General features: G+C 50.3%; 15 protein-coding genes. 7 read left to right on the top strand and 8 right to left on the bottom strand.

What is annotated here, in order from left to right; translation table 11 throughout:
- Positions 1 to 26: 26 nt before the first annotated feature.
- The 3 genes from GA004_RS15620 to GA004_RS15610 form a co-directional block, all read right to left on the bottom strand.
- A complete protein-coding gene (locus tag GA004_RS15620; protein WP_283394810.1) occupies positions 27 to 956 on the bottom strand; it encodes a hypothetical protein in 930 nt (309 codons plus the stop codon).
- 90 nt (positions 957 to 1,046) lie between these two features.
- The gene (tmk, locus tag GA004_RS15615; RefSeq protein ID WP_283394809.1) at positions 1,047 to 1,691 is read right to left on the bottom strand and encodes a dTMP kinase; all 645 of its coding nucleotides are present in this window, start codon (positions 1,689 to 1,691) and stop codon (positions 1,047 to 1,049) included.
- Between the two features lie 9 nt (positions 1,692 to 1,700).
- Positions 1,701 to 2,813, bottom strand: coding sequence for a PfkB family carbohydrate kinase (locus GA004_RS15610; RefSeq protein ID WP_283394808.1), 1,113 nt, complete (start codon positions 2,811 to 2,813; stop codon positions 1,701 to 1,703).
- Between the two features lie 196 nt (positions 2,814 to 3,009).
- Between GA004_RS15610 and GA004_RS15605 the strand changes: the two genes are divergently transcribed.
- From GA004_RS15605 to GA004_RS15585, 5 genes are all read left to right on the top strand, one after another.
- The gene (locus GA004_RS15605; protein ID WP_283394807.1) at positions 3,010 to 3,711 is read left to right on the top strand and encodes a MotA/TolQ/ExbB proton channel family protein; all 702 of its coding nucleotides are present in this window, start codon (positions 3,010 to 3,012) and stop codon (positions 3,709 to 3,711) included.
- 10 nt (positions 3,712 to 3,721) lie between these two features.
- Positions 3,722 to 4,144 carry an ExbD/TolR family protein gene (locus tag GA004_RS15600; protein ID WP_283394806.1) on the top strand — a complete coding sequence of 141 codons (423 nt, stop codon included), beginning with the start codon at positions 3,722 to 3,724 and terminating at the stop codon, positions 4,142 to 4,144.
- Positions 4,145 to 4,167: 23 nt separating this feature from the next.
- A complete protein-coding gene (locus GA004_RS15595) occupies positions 4,168 to 4,929 on the top strand; it encodes an energy transducer TonB family protein (protein ID WP_283394805.1) in 762 nt (253 codons plus the stop codon).
- Positions 4,930 to 5,017: 88 nt separating this feature from the next.
- Positions 5,018 to 6,292 carry a Gfo/Idh/MocA family protein gene (locus GA004_RS15590; RefSeq protein ID WP_283394804.1) on the top strand — a complete coding sequence of 425 codons (1,275 nt, stop codon included), beginning with the start codon at positions 5,018 to 5,020 and terminating at the stop codon, positions 6,290 to 6,292.
- 26 nt (positions 6,293 to 6,318) lie between these two features.
- The gene (locus GA004_RS15585; protein WP_283394803.1) at positions 6,319 to 7,785 is read left to right on the top strand and encodes a HEAT repeat domain-containing protein; all 1,467 of its coding nucleotides are present in this window, start codon (positions 6,319 to 6,321) and stop codon (positions 7,783 to 7,785) included.
- A 247-nt stretch (positions 7,786 to 8,032) separates the two neighbouring features.
- Here GA004_RS15585 and phnD read toward each other — a convergent pair whose 3' ends face one another.
- From phnD to GA004_RS15565, 4 genes are read right to left on the bottom strand one after another with little or no spacing between them, the layout of a single operon-like run.
- On the bottom strand, positions 8,033 to 8,944 hold the full coding sequence (gene phnD, locus GA004_RS15580; protein ID WP_283394802.1) for a phosphate/phosphite/phosphonate ABC transporter substrate-binding protein: 912 nt from the start codon (positions 8,942 to 8,944) through the stop codon (positions 8,033 to 8,035).
- 26 nt (positions 8,945 to 8,970) lie between these two features.
- Positions 8,971 to 9,618 carry an LbetaH domain-containing protein gene (locus tag GA004_RS15575; RefSeq protein ID WP_283394801.1) on the bottom strand — a complete coding sequence of 216 codons (648 nt, stop codon included), beginning with the start codon at positions 9,616 to 9,618 and terminating at the stop codon, positions 8,971 to 8,973.
- Between the two features lie 13 nt (positions 9,619 to 9,631).
- The gene (locus tag GA004_RS15570) at positions 9,632 to 10,432 is read right to left on the bottom strand and encodes a hypothetical protein (RefSeq protein WP_283394800.1); all 801 of its coding nucleotides are present in this window, start codon (positions 10,430 to 10,432) and stop codon (positions 9,632 to 9,634) included.
- A gap of 29 nt (positions 10,433 to 10,461) precedes the next feature.
- Positions 10,462 to 11,691 (bottom strand): alpha-D-ribose 1-methylphosphonate 5-triphosphate diphosphatase, encoded by a 1,230-nt coding sequence (locus tag GA004_RS15565; protein WP_283394799.1) that lies wholly within the window; start codon positions 11,689 to 11,691, stop codon positions 10,462 to 10,464.
- A gap of 117 nt (positions 11,692 to 11,808) precedes the next feature.
- Here GA004_RS15565 and GA004_RS15560 point away from each other — a divergent pair, with 117 nt between their 5' ends.
- Both GA004_RS15560 and phnN read left to right on the top strand, forming a co-directional pair.
- On the top strand, positions 11,809 to 12,597 hold the full coding sequence (locus GA004_RS15560; protein ID WP_283394798.1) for an endonuclease/exonuclease/phosphatase family protein: 789 nt from the start codon (positions 11,809 to 11,811) through the stop codon (positions 12,595 to 12,597).
- A 56-nt stretch (positions 12,598 to 12,653) separates the two neighbouring features.
- Positions 12,654 to 13,211, top strand: a complete 558-nt coding sequence (phnN, locus tag GA004_RS15555) for a phosphonate metabolism protein/1,5-bisphosphokinase (PRPP-forming) PhnN (RefSeq protein WP_283394797.1) — start codon at positions 12,654 to 12,656, stop codon at positions 13,209 to 13,211.
- A gap of 4 nt (positions 13,212 to 13,215) precedes the next feature.
- On the opposite strand, the gene GA004_RS15550 is transcribed toward phnN, so the two are convergent.
- Positions 13,216 to 14,346: a carbon-phosphorus lyase complex subunit PhnI gene (locus GA004_RS15550; RefSeq protein WP_283394796.1), complete on the bottom strand. Its 1,131-nt coding sequence runs from the start codon at positions 14,344 to 14,346 to the stop codon at positions 13,216 to 13,218.
- Between the last annotated feature and the right edge of the window lie 198 nt (positions 14,347 to 14,544).

The raw sequence follows: 14,544 nt of genomic DNA, 5'->3' as shown, positions 1-14,544 counted from the left end.
GCGGACTTTTTGGATCACAGATTGGACTAGGCGGCCCAGATTCTTAAGGTATGCAGCATAAACGCCTCGAGGGCTGCCTCTGGCTTCATATTCAAGTTTAGCAGCCTAGGCGATGACTCGAGTGCACGAATACAATCGATCAATTTAGACGGAACGTTCGGTTTCTCCGTGAGGCTATCCCGTGCGAAGGCTTCCGTGGTGACTTCGATGGCAGCGAGGAAGTCTTGACGGAGGGAAATGCTGATCCGTGATTCTAGAGCGATTCTCTCTCCATCGCCCAATTCTTCAGGGAGATTTTGAGACTGTTCTTTCCAGGTTTCCTTGGTGATGGCCTCGATGATATGCCGGAACTGTTCTATCAAACCATAGAGCCCCATTATGTAGTGAGGAATCGTTCCTTTGCCTCCGGGTCTGGCATGCAAAAGATCCGACAACCATTCGCGGTAGCGTTTTAGCCATTCCAGAGCTCGTGGATCGGCAAGGCTCTGATTTGAAGTGGGAAGTCGAAACAGCTGACAGCGACTGCGGATCGTTGCGAGGAGAGAGTAGGGCCGTGTGGTGAGAAGAAGGATCGTTGTGTTGAGCGGCGGTTCCTCAAGGGTCTTAAGAAAGGCATTGGCAGCGCTGGCGTTTAGTCGGTCAACCTCATAAATGAGCGCGACTTTACGATCCCCTTTTTGAGGAGAATGTTGAATGTTGCGGATCAACTCCCGTGTGTCGTCAACGGATATGATGCGTGATTTTTTCGAAGGCCGGACGGAGAATACATCTGGGTGCCACTCTACTCCGTCATCCGTTTGACTTACCTCGATCAGCTTGCTTGTCAGTTCGTAGGCAAACGATTCGACCTGCTTCAGGTTCTGTCCGTGAATCAGCAGGGCATGGGCAAGGCGGTTGTCCCGTATCGCTCGATCGATTAGCTGGCTTGGGGACTGTTCTGCAATTTGAGTGGTCACGACTTCGAGGTAGAATCAAACGCCTGAGTTTATTCGGGATAGGGTTATGATGGACCGCCTAATTGTGACTTTATAGTGAGCCTGTAACTATCAGATATTCTCGAGCACCGTTTTGAGGATATCCTCCTGATTCTCTCTCAATTCTCTCGTGCCATCGACGACATGAAATCGCTCGGGTAGCGAGCGAGCCAGGAGCAGGTACCCTTCGCGAACCTTTTTATAGAAGTCCACGTTCTCCTGTTCCATGCGGTCTGGAAGATCCGTTACGCGCCGCTTGACTCGGGCGATCGAAACTTCCGCAGGAACGTCCAAAATGAAAGTCAGGTCCGGCGTTATGCTGGCCGCTGCGAACTGGTTGATGTAGCTGACGGGATCCGAAGAGATGCTTCGAGCAGCGCCTTGGTAGACTGTTGTGGAGTCGAGAAACCGGTCGCAAAGAATGATCTTTCCCTCCTGGAGCCCCGGAATGACGACTTGCCTGACTAATTGGGCACGGGCGGCCGCGAAAAGCAGCAACTCGGCTTCAGGGGCCATGTCGTTTCCGGCGGAGTTGTGGATAAGCAAATGACGAATTTCCTCTCCGATTTCGGTTCCCCCCGGCTCACGAGTCACGATCACTTCGTTTCCCATTCCTTCGAGTTCATCCGCAAGCAACTCGATTTGGGTCGATTTACCGCTTCCCTCGGAGCCTTCGAATGTAAAGAGTTTCCCTGTCAGAGCGTCTGCTTGAGTCATAGTTATTGGCTACCAGCTTCTCAGAAAGCTGTCGATATCGTTGAGGGAAGGACTTACCGCTGTGCGGACATAGAATCCGGAAACGGAAACGCCGACGGTCAGGCAAGCTTCGGGCGAAAGACCGAGCATTTGTCCGGTGGAAAATCCAGCGTTAAAATGGTCGCCCGCTCCAGTCGTGATCTTCGGGTTTTCCACATAGGGACCGTCAACGCACCATTCTCCATCTTTCGTGGCGCAAGCAGCACATCTGGTGGGGTGCACGACCACGGTGCTCACGTTCAATTCCCGTCGTATCTTCGCTGCGAGCCGCTTGAGGGAGTCTGCGTCTTCGCCGCTTTCTCCGAGCTGGAACGCTTCGCTGACCTGCTGCCCTTCTTTCAGATTAAGACCCAGGGTAACGTTACCGAAGTTCTGGAACTTCGCTATCGCGTGGAGCGCTTCGATAAGCTCTCCCTGTGCCCGCTTTTCAGGATCGGCAAGATCGAAAAAGAAGGTTCGTCCCCCGTCAATGGAGGGGAGGCTGGGAAGGACGCGATCCGTGAGTGCCGCGAAAATTGCGTTCATGTGCGGGATCATAGTCCAATTGACGAGAGCAACGAGGCTGGACTTGGACAGAGTATCGAGAAACGCTCCTTCACCCATTGTCTCGATGATAGACTCATAGTTGAGATCGTCCAGGGTTTTGGTAATCCCCATCATAACCTTGCCGTCGTTAAACTCCAACGCGTTGGTGAAGCCGGGGTCCGACACGCATACAGCGCTCGTTTTGTTGGCGAATTCCTCGAAAACCGGATGCACCGCGTTTTTCCCTAGCGCTCCGATATAGGTTAGGGGAAATCCTGTGGCGCAAAGCGCGTTGGCCATAATTGGTCCGTTGCCGCCGAGTTTCTCCATCTTGGGATACATCTCGATATTGGCGCTCTTGCCAACTGCTCCCAGAATCCGGTTTCCGAAATCCTCGATTGTCTCGATGCGGGAGAAGTCGTCCCCGATCCCATGGCGCTTGGCGACGAGGTGGATGATAGTATCCACAAATCCATCAAGCCCAACTAGAGCTCGTTTGCCGGATTGGTTCCCTCGTTTGTCCTGCAGTTCTTGAATGGCGCGTTGTATGTATTCCATGAAAGGGTGCTTTGGTTTTCGTTTCGGAATAAGAGCAAGGAATCTGGCCAGAGCAACCGTAATTCTGCATCCAGCGAAACAAGTGTTAATTTTCTACCGCTTAGATGGAAATTTATTGAACGCTCCCGCGCGGAAGGTTTCAAAGGACTAGGTCTGGATGTTCGTCCGGCCTGAAATGCGAACTATGCCTATTCCCATGGACGTTACTACTTTAATTGCCGCTGGAGGCGGACCGAACGTTTTCACCTATTTCACCCAAAGTAACCCGGCGGGTAAGGCTATCATATTCGCCTTGGCGTTTTTCAGTGTGTGCGCCTGGGCAGTGATGCTTGGCAAATACTGGGAACTGAAACGTTTACGCCTCTACAATCTTGGATTTGAGCAATCGCTGCATCGGCTGAGTTCCATCCTGAATGCCCCGTCGACGTTTAAGGCTCCCAAGCGAGTGCCTTACGCCGCGCTTTATTCCGATGCGATCGAAGCCTACCATCGGATTGACCCGAAAGCGGGGGAAAGTATCGAGCAACTCCGAGCCGCCCGAGTGGAGCATGTCGAAAACGCGCTGCAGCGAGCGTTGGCCAATAAGACCCTTAGTTACGAATCGAGCATGATTTTCCTGGCTACGATTGTGTCAGGGGCGCCGTTTTTCGGCCTGCTCGGTACCGTTTGGGGGGTTATGGACGCCTTTGGCGCAGTCGGATTACAGGCGACGGCGACGCTGCAGAACTTGGCCCCGGGTGTATCGGGCGCATTGCTTACGACGGTGGCGGGTTTGTGCGTCGCGATCCCGTCGGTGTTTGGCTACAACTTTCTTCTTTCCCGTACCAAGGTATTGGTGACGGAGCTGCAGAACTTTGCCAGCGCCCTCGCGGACATGATCGAGCTCGAGAGCCGCTAAGGATCTTCTGATGGGTAGATCGTTTCACAGACAAAAATCCCTCGAGGCGAATTCGGAGCTCAATGTAACGGCTCTAATCGACCTTGGCTTTGCTTTGCTCATTATCTTCATGATCAGCACGCCGCTCATCGAAAATGAGCAACTGATGGAGATCGACCTGCCGGTGGCGACTCCGAATCAGGCCCAGTCGGCTGTCCCGGATTCGGTTGACCTGTTGGTTACGACGGAGGGGTATCAGATGGATGGAAATCCGGTGGGCATGCTGGAACTGGAAAACGAACTCGCCCGTTACGGGGATATGAGCGATCCCCCGGTGCTGGCGATACGGGCCAATGGCGATACGCCCTACCAGTATGTAGTGACGCTGCTGGACCTTTTGAAAAAGAATAACTTGAAACGAATCAATCTGGTCACGCGTCCAGAAGACGCATAGATTCGGTAGTTCGGGGTAGAGCCATGTATTTCGATCAGAGAGGTCCTCTCATTTTTTCCGCGAGTTTGCACTTCGGGATTATTGTGGTGTTCCTCGTTAAATCAATGGTTCAGCCAGAAAAGGCGCCGGAAGAGCTCGTTTTCGAACTATATGCTCCTCCTGCCAGTGCCGGGGCGCCTGAGTCGAAGCCGGTTGAGTACGTACCCGAAGACTTGGATCTACCCACGCTTGACGAGATTCCGGATCCAGAGCCAAGAGAATTGCCGCCCGAACCCGTTGTTAAACCGGAGGAAGTGATTCCCGTCGAGCCCGAGCCCCCAAAAGTCATTAATTTCGACGACTTCAGGAGCACTAATCCTATCCAAAAACAGCGAGTTCCCACGCAAAAGCCTTCCCCTAAGCGTAACAACCAATTAGACAAAGTGGTTGAGACCCTCGTGACTGGGCTCAAAGACATCGATGTGGTGCTGCCTGAGTCCACCATTGGATCGTTGACCGCCTCGGACCAGAGTCAGTTGGAGTCCTACTTTGGGCAGCTTATCCAGGCGATCTCTGGCTCGGTGGAGATACATCCACTCGCGGGGAGTCCTTTGAGAACGAAGGTTCAATTCGATCTGGCTCCTACGGGCCGTATTTCAGGGGCTCGAGTGGTCGCATCGAGTGGGGACGCCGTATTTGATCAGAAAGTAATTGATGGATTCAAACGGCTCGCTCGTTTCAAAGCGCCACCGGGATTTACGAGTACTGAAACTCTGGCGTTGACCATTAAGCAAAGCGATCGTTAATCCAGATACTCGCATTTATTACTTTTAGACGATGTTCACTCCGTTCGTCGTCTGCTGGCCCACTCGTATTGTTGTTCCCTAATCTATTATGAAGAAAATCACACGTCGGACTGCTTTAAAAACGACCGTCAAGGCGGCTGCCGCTATCTCTGCTCCCCTGGTTTTGCCCGCATCCGTATTGGGTCTGGGAAAGCGCACAGGACCGAATAGCCGTATCAACATGGGTCTCATTGGCCATGGAAAGATAATGGTGGGTCATCGCAAATACCATCTGGGTAGAGACTCCGTAGAAGTGGTCGCCTTATGCGACGTGGATTCAAGAAAGCTGGATATCGCCCAGGCGGAGGTTAAAGAGGTCAATGGAAAGGCGTGTCCAACGTACGAATACTACGAAGAGGTTATGACTCGCCCGGACATCGATGCGGTGGTAGTGGGTACGCCTGATCATTGGCACGCCCAGATATCGATTGAAGCGATGAAGAACGGCAAGGACGTCTATGTTGAAAAGCCGATGACATTGACCATCGAAGAGGGAAAAGTCATGCGAGCTACTGCGGAGCGCTACGGAAGTATATTGCAGGTGGGATCGCAGCAGCGTTCCAATGGAGCATTCCGTAAGGCGGCAGAGCTGGTTCTGAATGGATACATTGGCGAAGTCCATACGATCGCCGCCCGATTGGGCAATTTTCCGGAACCGACCCAGTATAAGGCAGAGCCGATTCCACCAGAACTAAATTATGATCGCTGGCTCGGCCCTGCTCCTTGGGAGCCCTACAATCTCGAGCGTATTAAGGGGGACTACGGAGGAGGCTGGCGTCGCTTCTGGGACTACGGTTCCCGCAAGAACGGCGATTGGGGAGCTCACCACTACGATATTATCCAGTGGGCACTAGGCAGGGATGAATCGGGACCGGTGGAGTTTGTACCCAAGGGATACAAGGGCGAGGAGTATCAATATTACGTATACGGAGATGGAACGAAAATAATACGCGGATATGAGGGCAATGGCCATATGATCCGGTTTATGGGAGAGGAGGGCGAAGTGAGAGTGAGCCGCGGAGACAAGCTCGATACGGACCCGGTTTCTCTCAAGAATGTAGTGCTGAAACCCAGCGATACTCGACTTTACGAATCAAGCGACCATCGGGCTGATTGGCTCAACGCCATTCGTTCCCGCAAGCAGCCGATTTGCCATGTAGGGATTGGCCACCGCACTGCCACGATTTGCCATTTGTCTGGAATTTCAGAAAGACTGAAGCGCCCTGTGCGCTGGGATCCGGTCAAGGAGACCATTGTGGGAGACGCGGAAGCGGCCAAGTGGATTAGCCGTCCTCGAAGAGCGCACTATGGGTTACTCGGTTAGACCTCAGATTTTTGAAAAGCTTGATTATGAAAATTTCATCGAATTGGACGTTGGCCCTGAAGCTAGTCCTTGTATCCTCCACCTTGTCATTCGCAGGAGAATACAGAGACAGAGTAATTGTCATCTCAAAAATATTCCGCAACAGCGACCCGGATGTGCAGTACGTTGCGAGGCGTGATTTGGAGGTCCTCGTTTCCGATGCGACTGCTCCGGCGAGGGCTAACGGAGCATCGAAAATAACGGATGATCTTTTGTATGCGTTGGTTCAAAATGACATCCCAGTCGAAGCGAAGAAGTATATTTTGCGTCAATTGGCTAGAGTGGGGACTTCCAAAGCAGTCAGTCCCTTGGCTCAGATTATGATGGGAAGGGATAAGCACCTGGCAGAGGAAGCCCGAGCGGCAATCGAATCGATCCGGGGAAGCAAAGCAAGCAATGCGTTGAAAGCGGCCTATGGAAAAATGAATACGGAAGGGAAGCTGAATATTCTAAAGTCTCTTGCTCTCCGTGGTGAGTCATCGTCGGTTCGTTTTATTGCCAATGAGCTAGATAATAGTAGCGAATCAATCTCGGTAACTGCGGCTTGGGCTCTCGGAGAAATTGGTAATAGTGGCTCGCTAAGAACGCTGCGTAATGCCTACAGCGACGCTCGCTCAGGACCGGTTAATCAAGCGATTGAGCGATCCCTTTTGTCCAATCCCTCAGTGGATTCAAACCTGCTTCACGACATATTCTCCCAAGGAAGGGACGCCGCATCGCGCCGTGCCGCCTTGAGGATATTGATCAAGCGCCAGGATCGAGATGTTGAAGATGCGATTGGACTAGGGTTAAAAAGTGAAGAAGCGGATCTTAGAACGATCGCGATTGAGTCCGCTCTTTCGAGTGGGGTGGAGAAATTTCAACGGGCAGTTCTTGATCGAGTGGTTGAAATGGGGTCTGAGGATATGCTTATCGTCCTAGGGGGACTCAATAACGTCGAAGATGAGGTTGCTGAATCGATAGCGCAAAAAGTTATCGAAATTGGTGACGAGAGTCTCCGGCTAAACGCCCTCGACCTGATTGGCGACGTCGGTTCGAAGCGATCGATCGATCTTCTGCTAAATACGTTCGAAAACGGGGATCGAGCGTCTCAGATCAAGGCCGCTTCGGCGATAGCTCAGATTGACACTCCTGAGTTTGACAAACGGCTGGCTGGAATGCTCAAGTCGTCTCACTCGAAAAAGGTTTTGTTAGCTCAGAAAGTCCTTGTGTATCGAAATATCCCGGATGCGAAGATGCACCTGCTCGAGGCAGTAAAAGGTAAGGAACCTGCGTTCGCAAGGGGAGCATTGAAAACTTTGTCGGTGATTGCAGATAGTTCGGATCTCGATCAGCTTTATACCATTGCAAACTCTAAATCAGGCGAATCGAAGAGAATGATTGTTTCCTTGCTTAAGAAGCTAGCTCCTGAGTTCGGATCAACGGCTTTGCAAGAACGCGTTATCAATCTTTAAGGTTTTCAGCGATTGAAGCCACAAGAAAAGCCCTCGCCGATGCCAACGGAGGCCGGTGGAGCCGATCAAAGCCAATTCTCGTAAGTGACTTTTCTTGTGGTGTTTAGCTTCTAATCAGTCGGTTAGGCGAAAAATCCCCTTTTGGACATCGATGCTATTGCATGCTGAAAGTTGAAGACCCAGTGTAAAATAATAGATGAACCTAGTTCAAATATGCTAGTCTACTCGAGTACGTTCAGTTATTTACTTACCTTTTCGATGGGGCCAAGGATCGCAGCCAATCGAGTTTTGAAGAATCGAATGGAATGTATATAAAGTCTTGGTCTGAAGATTGGGCTTTGATACGTTCCCAGACGATGGGATTAGACTTGTGGACCTCGAAAAACGCTCTGCGAATAGAGGCTTTGATTTCTTCGCCTAATCCGCTGCGATAAGCGACCGGCCCTGTTGGAATGGGCTCGGACCTCCAAAGAATTCGCACGCTATCTGACTCGATTTTCCCTCTCTCGATCAAATCCTTAAGATAGCTAGCACTGACGGAAGCCAAGTCGCAGGCTCCTTCGCTGGTGTAGAGAATCGACAAAACATGACTGTTGGAAAATTCGACAGAATCGAAAGAAGTTTCTGGATTGATGCCTTTGGATTGATAGAATGCCGATGGGATCAAAAAGCCTGAAGTCGATGCTTGATTGGTGAAAAGCACTTTCAATTTCTCCTTGTTCTTAAGTGCTTCCTCTATTGTACTCCAAGGCTTTCCAGCGGGAGTAACAATGATACTTTCGTAGTTTCTGGACGAATGATCCAATTGCCCTTTTACTGCGAATGCCTCGGCCGATCCTTCGCTTTCCGCGATAAGATAAGAATAGGATCCGAAGTGGAGGATATCGATCTCGCCAGATTTCATGGCTTCGATTGCCGGTTCATACGCGGCGGTTTGAACGAGCTCCACAGGGTTAGAAAGCTGCTCTTCTAGGTAGTCCCTTAATGTCTTGAATGCCTCCTCTCGATCTCTAACCGTTATCTCCGAGGAGATATATCCAAGTTTTAAGGCAGTACGATTTTGGGTAGTCTCTCTGGAGCAAGATGTTAAGAAGAATAACGCTACAGCGTAGGTTAGGATAGCACTCGGATTTAAAGCAGTCCTAAGGGCAAAGGTCATTTTCAAGACTAACTGTCGTTTAGGTCCTAGGCATGTTTTTCGAGAAATGTATCCATATCCCTTAGATCGGCGAAATTATTTTCGATCATTTCTCGGTCCCAATCCCAATAGGCTGCTTCCATTAGACGACTGATAACGTCTTTTTCGAACCGGAACTTGATCACTTTAGCTGGAACGCCTACTGCAATCGCGTAGGGTGGTATGTCTTTGGTGACTACGGCTCCGGCGCCGATACAAGCTCCTGTGCCGATGCTGCAGCCAGCAGTAACAACGACACCGTGGCCTATCCAAACATCGTGTCCTATTCGGCAAGAATGGGATTTTCGCCAATCGAAAAACTCGTCGTCATCAACTTCATCTAGGTTGTATTGACGACGGCGGTACGTACAGTGATTAGTTGTAACCCTCCAGGTCGGGTGGTTTCCAGGATTTATTCGAGTTTGGGACGCAATTGAGCAGAATTTTCCTATCTCGGTCCAAACGGCTCCTACGTGGCTGGCGAGATAGCTATAATCGTCCATGCTGCATTCGCGCAAGGAGCAACCGGGACCTACATCCGTGTAGCTACCCAAGTAGCTTTCTCGAATCCTAGCAGATTCATGTATTCTAGGCTTCTCGCTTAGCTTTTTGGGGTGGCTCGGAAAGTCTCCGAAAGATTCGATGTATTGCAGCATGTGTATTCAGTATTCAGAGCGTGAAATAGGGAAACGCGGGATCGTATTCAAATGCGGAGAGCGTATCATAGCGTCTTAGTTCCGCTTTGGGCATCGAGAAAGAGAGGGGCTGATCGGAGAGGTTCGCATTTATCGACTCAAGCTCAGCGGAAAGGGCAGCCTTATCGGATGTATCGAGGCCGTCTTCAACATAAGCTAAAGTTATATGACCGATGAAAGGCCGCGTTCGTTTTAGTCCGATTTTAGAGAGATCTGGATGGCTGTATAGGGAATCTCGAAATGAGATGACGCGGTCGAAATCATTCTTGTCAGGAAACACGCCCAGGATTCCTAAGGCTGTTCGAAATACGGAAATACCGATCAATCGCATTCTCGGCGGATCATCGTAGTGACGAGGTTCCAGACTTTGAAAAGCGGAATCAATAAGTTTGGGAAATTTATCTAGGAGGTCTTTTGATACAATGGATTCCGATAAACGATCAGCGGAAAACGTATTGGCAACGGTTTGATGAAAGCTGGAGACTGGAAGCGGATAAAGTACTCCAGGTCTTTGAATCGTCGCGACCACTCTGTCTTGTAACGAAAGCAGCTTGTTCGCGAGAGCATCATTATCGTGCGTAGCGTCGACCATCGCCTGAAGGGCAAAGCCGGGGTAGGGTTGAGGTTCCCAGCTTCCTCCATTCCAGCGAGATCGATTGCCTATACCCAGATGTTCGAGCCGAACCTGGATAGCTGGTTGGCTTACTTCCGTATATTGACGTTCTTGATACGTTGCGAAATCGAGTTCGGATTTAGGAGATTCTGAAAGCTGCATTTGAAATATGGGGTTGATGCGAGTTGATGCTAAACGGTTGCGAGCGAAGGTCCCGGGTCATTGAGATTGGCCTTCTCGATTGTTTCTTGGCGTGAGGTCGATCGGTAAACAGGTTTTCCCTCGATGTAAACAGCCTCCACCTTTGGTTGGCCGTTCTTCAGGCGAACCAGAATGATATCCGCTATTTTGCCGACCTCGAGACTTCCCGTCAGATGATCTATTTTGCCGGCTTTAGCGGGAAGCAAGGTGGCCATATTTACTGCTTCAGGCAGCGACTTAAGACCGATACGCCAGACTTTGAATACGGAGTGGAGAATCGAAGGCGGGTAGTAGTCTGAGCAAAAGCCGTCTAAGACGTCATTTTCGATGGCGTCATGCATGGAGAGATTGCCCGTTAAGGATCCCCCTCGAAGCAAATTGGATGCACCTCCAAAGGTACTCATGCCAATTTCCTTCGCTGCTTTGGCGGCCTCCAGAGTAATCGGAAACTCGCTGATTTCAATACCAAGATCCCACATACGCTCGACCTTCTCGACCGTGTCATCGTCGTGGGAAGCGGTAGGAATGCCGAGGCGCTGGGCAATCTCGATTAGAGTGACAATTTGTTCATCGCTCAGCTTTGGTCTGCTTTGTCGTTCTTCGAGAATAGTTGTTGCCGCCTGTTCAGAAAAGCCTCTTTTTTGCCAATCTTGTAAAAAGCGTTCTCTCGAATACTGACCTTGCCCGGGAGTGTGATCCATGAATGAAATTAGACTGAGAATGCCCTTGTTGAGAAACTTTTCAACCAATGGAAGAGCATACAATCCGGTCACTTCCAAACGAAGGTGCAAGAGGGTGCGGACTAAGGCCCCGGATTCGGCAAATTGGCGAGTTCGGTTGAAAATGTCCTCTCTCTGAATCTTCGACTTGGAATTGTCCTCACTGTCCTTGTAACCCATATGAACGGAGTGATATACGGTGGTGATGCCGCAGCACAATAGACGGGCTTCCAACTCCTGAAGAGCGATCTCAATAGGAAAGTCCGCTCCTGGCCGAGGCGTTATCTCCTTCTCTAGGGCATCCGTATGTAGATCTATGATACCGGGTAGGGCGAAAATCTCTTCGTCATGATAAGCGTAGTTGTTTTCGGTCGCATAGTCGCTAGAAGAAATGCCAGCAATTTGGCTGTCTTCTATTTGCAGGTGGCCATTCCTGATGACCGAGTCTGGCGTAACGATGGTAACTCCCTCGATACTGAATTTCGATGCGTGTTCGAACATTGCGTTTTCACGCTAGTCGGTGCCGATTAAGAATGGATTAAGAACAGGTGAAATTCACTGCTCTCTGAAGCCCTCTAGTTGCCCTTTTATCTCGTTCATGCATATATTCGAGACGCGATGCTGAAAGAACTTAAAATCGTTTCTTTGAATACGTGGAAAAATGAAGGAGCGTATCGTAAGCGATTGCCATTAATAGCCAGTGGACTGGAGGGGCTGAATGCGGATATTATTTTGGCGCAGGAATGTTTCTATTGCGAAAGCACTGAAGATAACACTGTGGCGTACCTAGCAGATCATTTGGACCTGAAATTCGTATTTGCTAATGCCCGAGGCAAGCTACGCCAGCATGGGGGAGAAATGAGAGATTGCTACTCTGGATTGGCGATTCTATCGAATGGAACTTTTGATGAAGCCGAAACGATCCCGCTTCCGTCGAGCGACATGAGCGGTGAGCGAATCGCTTTGAGTTCCCGATTAACAATCGGAGAGATCAGTCTTAAGATCGTGTGCGTACACTTTTCCCACGTTCGCGGCGAAGAAGAGATTAGAGCCAATCAAATTAGAGCATCTCTAGAGGCACTAAAGGAGGACGACGGATCCGATGTCCTCGTTGTTGGGGGTGATTTTAACTGCCTTCCGGATTCGGAGGAGCTTCGCCTGGGATTCGCTGATTTAAATTTAAATCTTGTAAACCGTTTATTGGCAAATGGATGCAGGGAGCCAACAAGTCCGATTCCACCTGTCTCTCATCGCTCAGGAAGACAAATTGATCATATCTGGCATCTAGTGAGAAGGAGTGGACTAAATTTTGAAGCGAGCGCTGGCGTATCAATGAATACGCCAGACTCTGAGGGTATCTATCCTAGCGATCATGCCGCCGTATGGCTACGATTGAAGGGGGCCTAGTGATTAGCGTTTGGCCTCTTAATTTGTGCTTAATAGTAACGCTCTATACTTGCGTGATGGAGCACTTATATTATCTGATGGGCTCATCAGGGGCAGGCAAGGATAGCATTATGCACTACGCGAGATCTCGTCTCGCTTCTGATGATAGGGTTATTTTCGCTCATAGGTATATAACGCGTCCTTCGAATGCTGGCGGAGAAAACCACATTGCCTTGTCAGATGAAGAGTTTGAGCGACGATTGGACTTAGGCCTATTTTGCATGAATTGGAGTAGTCACGGCTGTCAGTATGGACTGGGCATAGAAATCATTGCCTGGTTGGACCGAGGTGTAGATGTAGTGATGAACGGGAGCCGAAACTACTTAGCGGAAGCCCGTCGAGTCTTCCCTGGGATTGCTCCAGTTTTGATTACAGTTTCTTCAGATGTTCTAAGAGAGCGTCTGATGGCTAGAGGTCGGGAATCTGAAGTAGAAATTGAAAAACGGATACAACGAAATCTTGAGATTGATGTCGACGATTCGCAGGCAATACGCGTCTCCAATGACGGTCCCTTAGAGGAAAGTGGAGAGCAGTTCCTCTCCATCCTTAGAAGCTTTTCGGTATCCAGCTCGTAGCGCTCTAGGTAGAATTGTGCTCGACCGGAGCTCGTTCTTTCTTTCCTTTTTTCTCCAACGCTCGATTTTTTCGCTCGAGCGCCGCTCGAAGGTCATGAAGTTCGGTAGCCATCTCAACGTAGTTGGGAATTTTGAGGCTATTGGTATACCCTTTGGCATCCGGACCATCTAGGTGATACATGGAGAACTCCTGACTGACGGCAGGAGCTCCGTCTCCTGGAATGCGGTTGCTCCGGTCGATAATTCCCATGCAAATCGCCTTGGTTTCGTTTTGGCCGAAACAGAGCCCGTACCCGAGGGACATGTAGGGAACGGGATCCTTTTTACGTACCTTAATTTTAGATATGTTCGCACTCTCAGTGAGTCGTATGCGACCGATGGATCGTTGCCGGCCCCGAGGATCCTCTTCGATCTGTACGTTAACATAGCCAACCCTCAGTTCGCCGATCGTCGGATGGTCGCCCCCTTGGCCGCGCATAGCACTGTAACCTAGTGCCATTAAGCCTCCAGTTTCGCTCCGGGCGAGGGATTGCAGGGCGGCCGATCTCGGAGCGGGGAATGAAAGTGGCGTTTTCAGGATATCGACCACCTCGCGGCTTTCGTTCTCATTGACCGGAGCCATCATCCCTTGATCTTTAAGCAAGGCGACGACTCGCGGATACCGTTTTGGGAAGGGTTCGTCACCAATGTCTGGTACGCTCGCCTCAAATTCCTCTGCCTGAGAATCAGTGGATTCGCGGGTTTCTTTAGCGATCTGTTCCTCCAGCAACCGCTGGGTGTAGTCACCAGTGGAACCGAGAATCTGGCCACCAGGAATGTCCCGAAAAGCGGAAGAAATACGCCTCCGGACATCCATGCCCTCGGTGTCTATGATTAATGAGACGAACTTTCGACTGATCGTTTGGCGATAAGACCTGAGAATCTCCGAAGCCTCCACGATATCGCCGTTGGATTGCTTGACAGCGATAGCCGCATGCAAGGGAGCGTAAAGACCGGCTTCCCCCATCACGCGATCCACGAGAGGTTTCATTTGACTGCAGATCTGCTCTACATCGATCGGTTCGTTTGCCCCATCAGCTCGATGGTAATCACACAATTTGTCCGCCGCTTTTGCGGCAACATCTTCAGGGCTCATGAATATCATAAGGTTTAACAATGAACCTCTCTCGTTAACTTTTGATAAAGGCTTCCCAAAATCCGCTTAACACAGAGAAGAGGAGTGTGATGGAAGGTGTACAATCTTCCAAAATATTGGGAATTCGTGCACCGGTTTTGAAACATTAGCCGATTTTGATATGGCACTCCAGGATCCGCAACCCCGATTTCACCTCTC

The organism is Candidatus Pelagisphaera phototrophica (genome assembly GCF_014529625.1).
In the GTDB taxonomy this organism is placed as follows: Bacteria; Verrucomicrobiota; Verrucomicrobiia; order Opitutales; family Opitutaceae; genus Pelagisphaera; species Pelagisphaera phototrophica.
The sequence above is the reverse complement of the archived record's forward strand: the minus strand, read 5'-3'. Positions and strand labels throughout refer to the sequence as shown.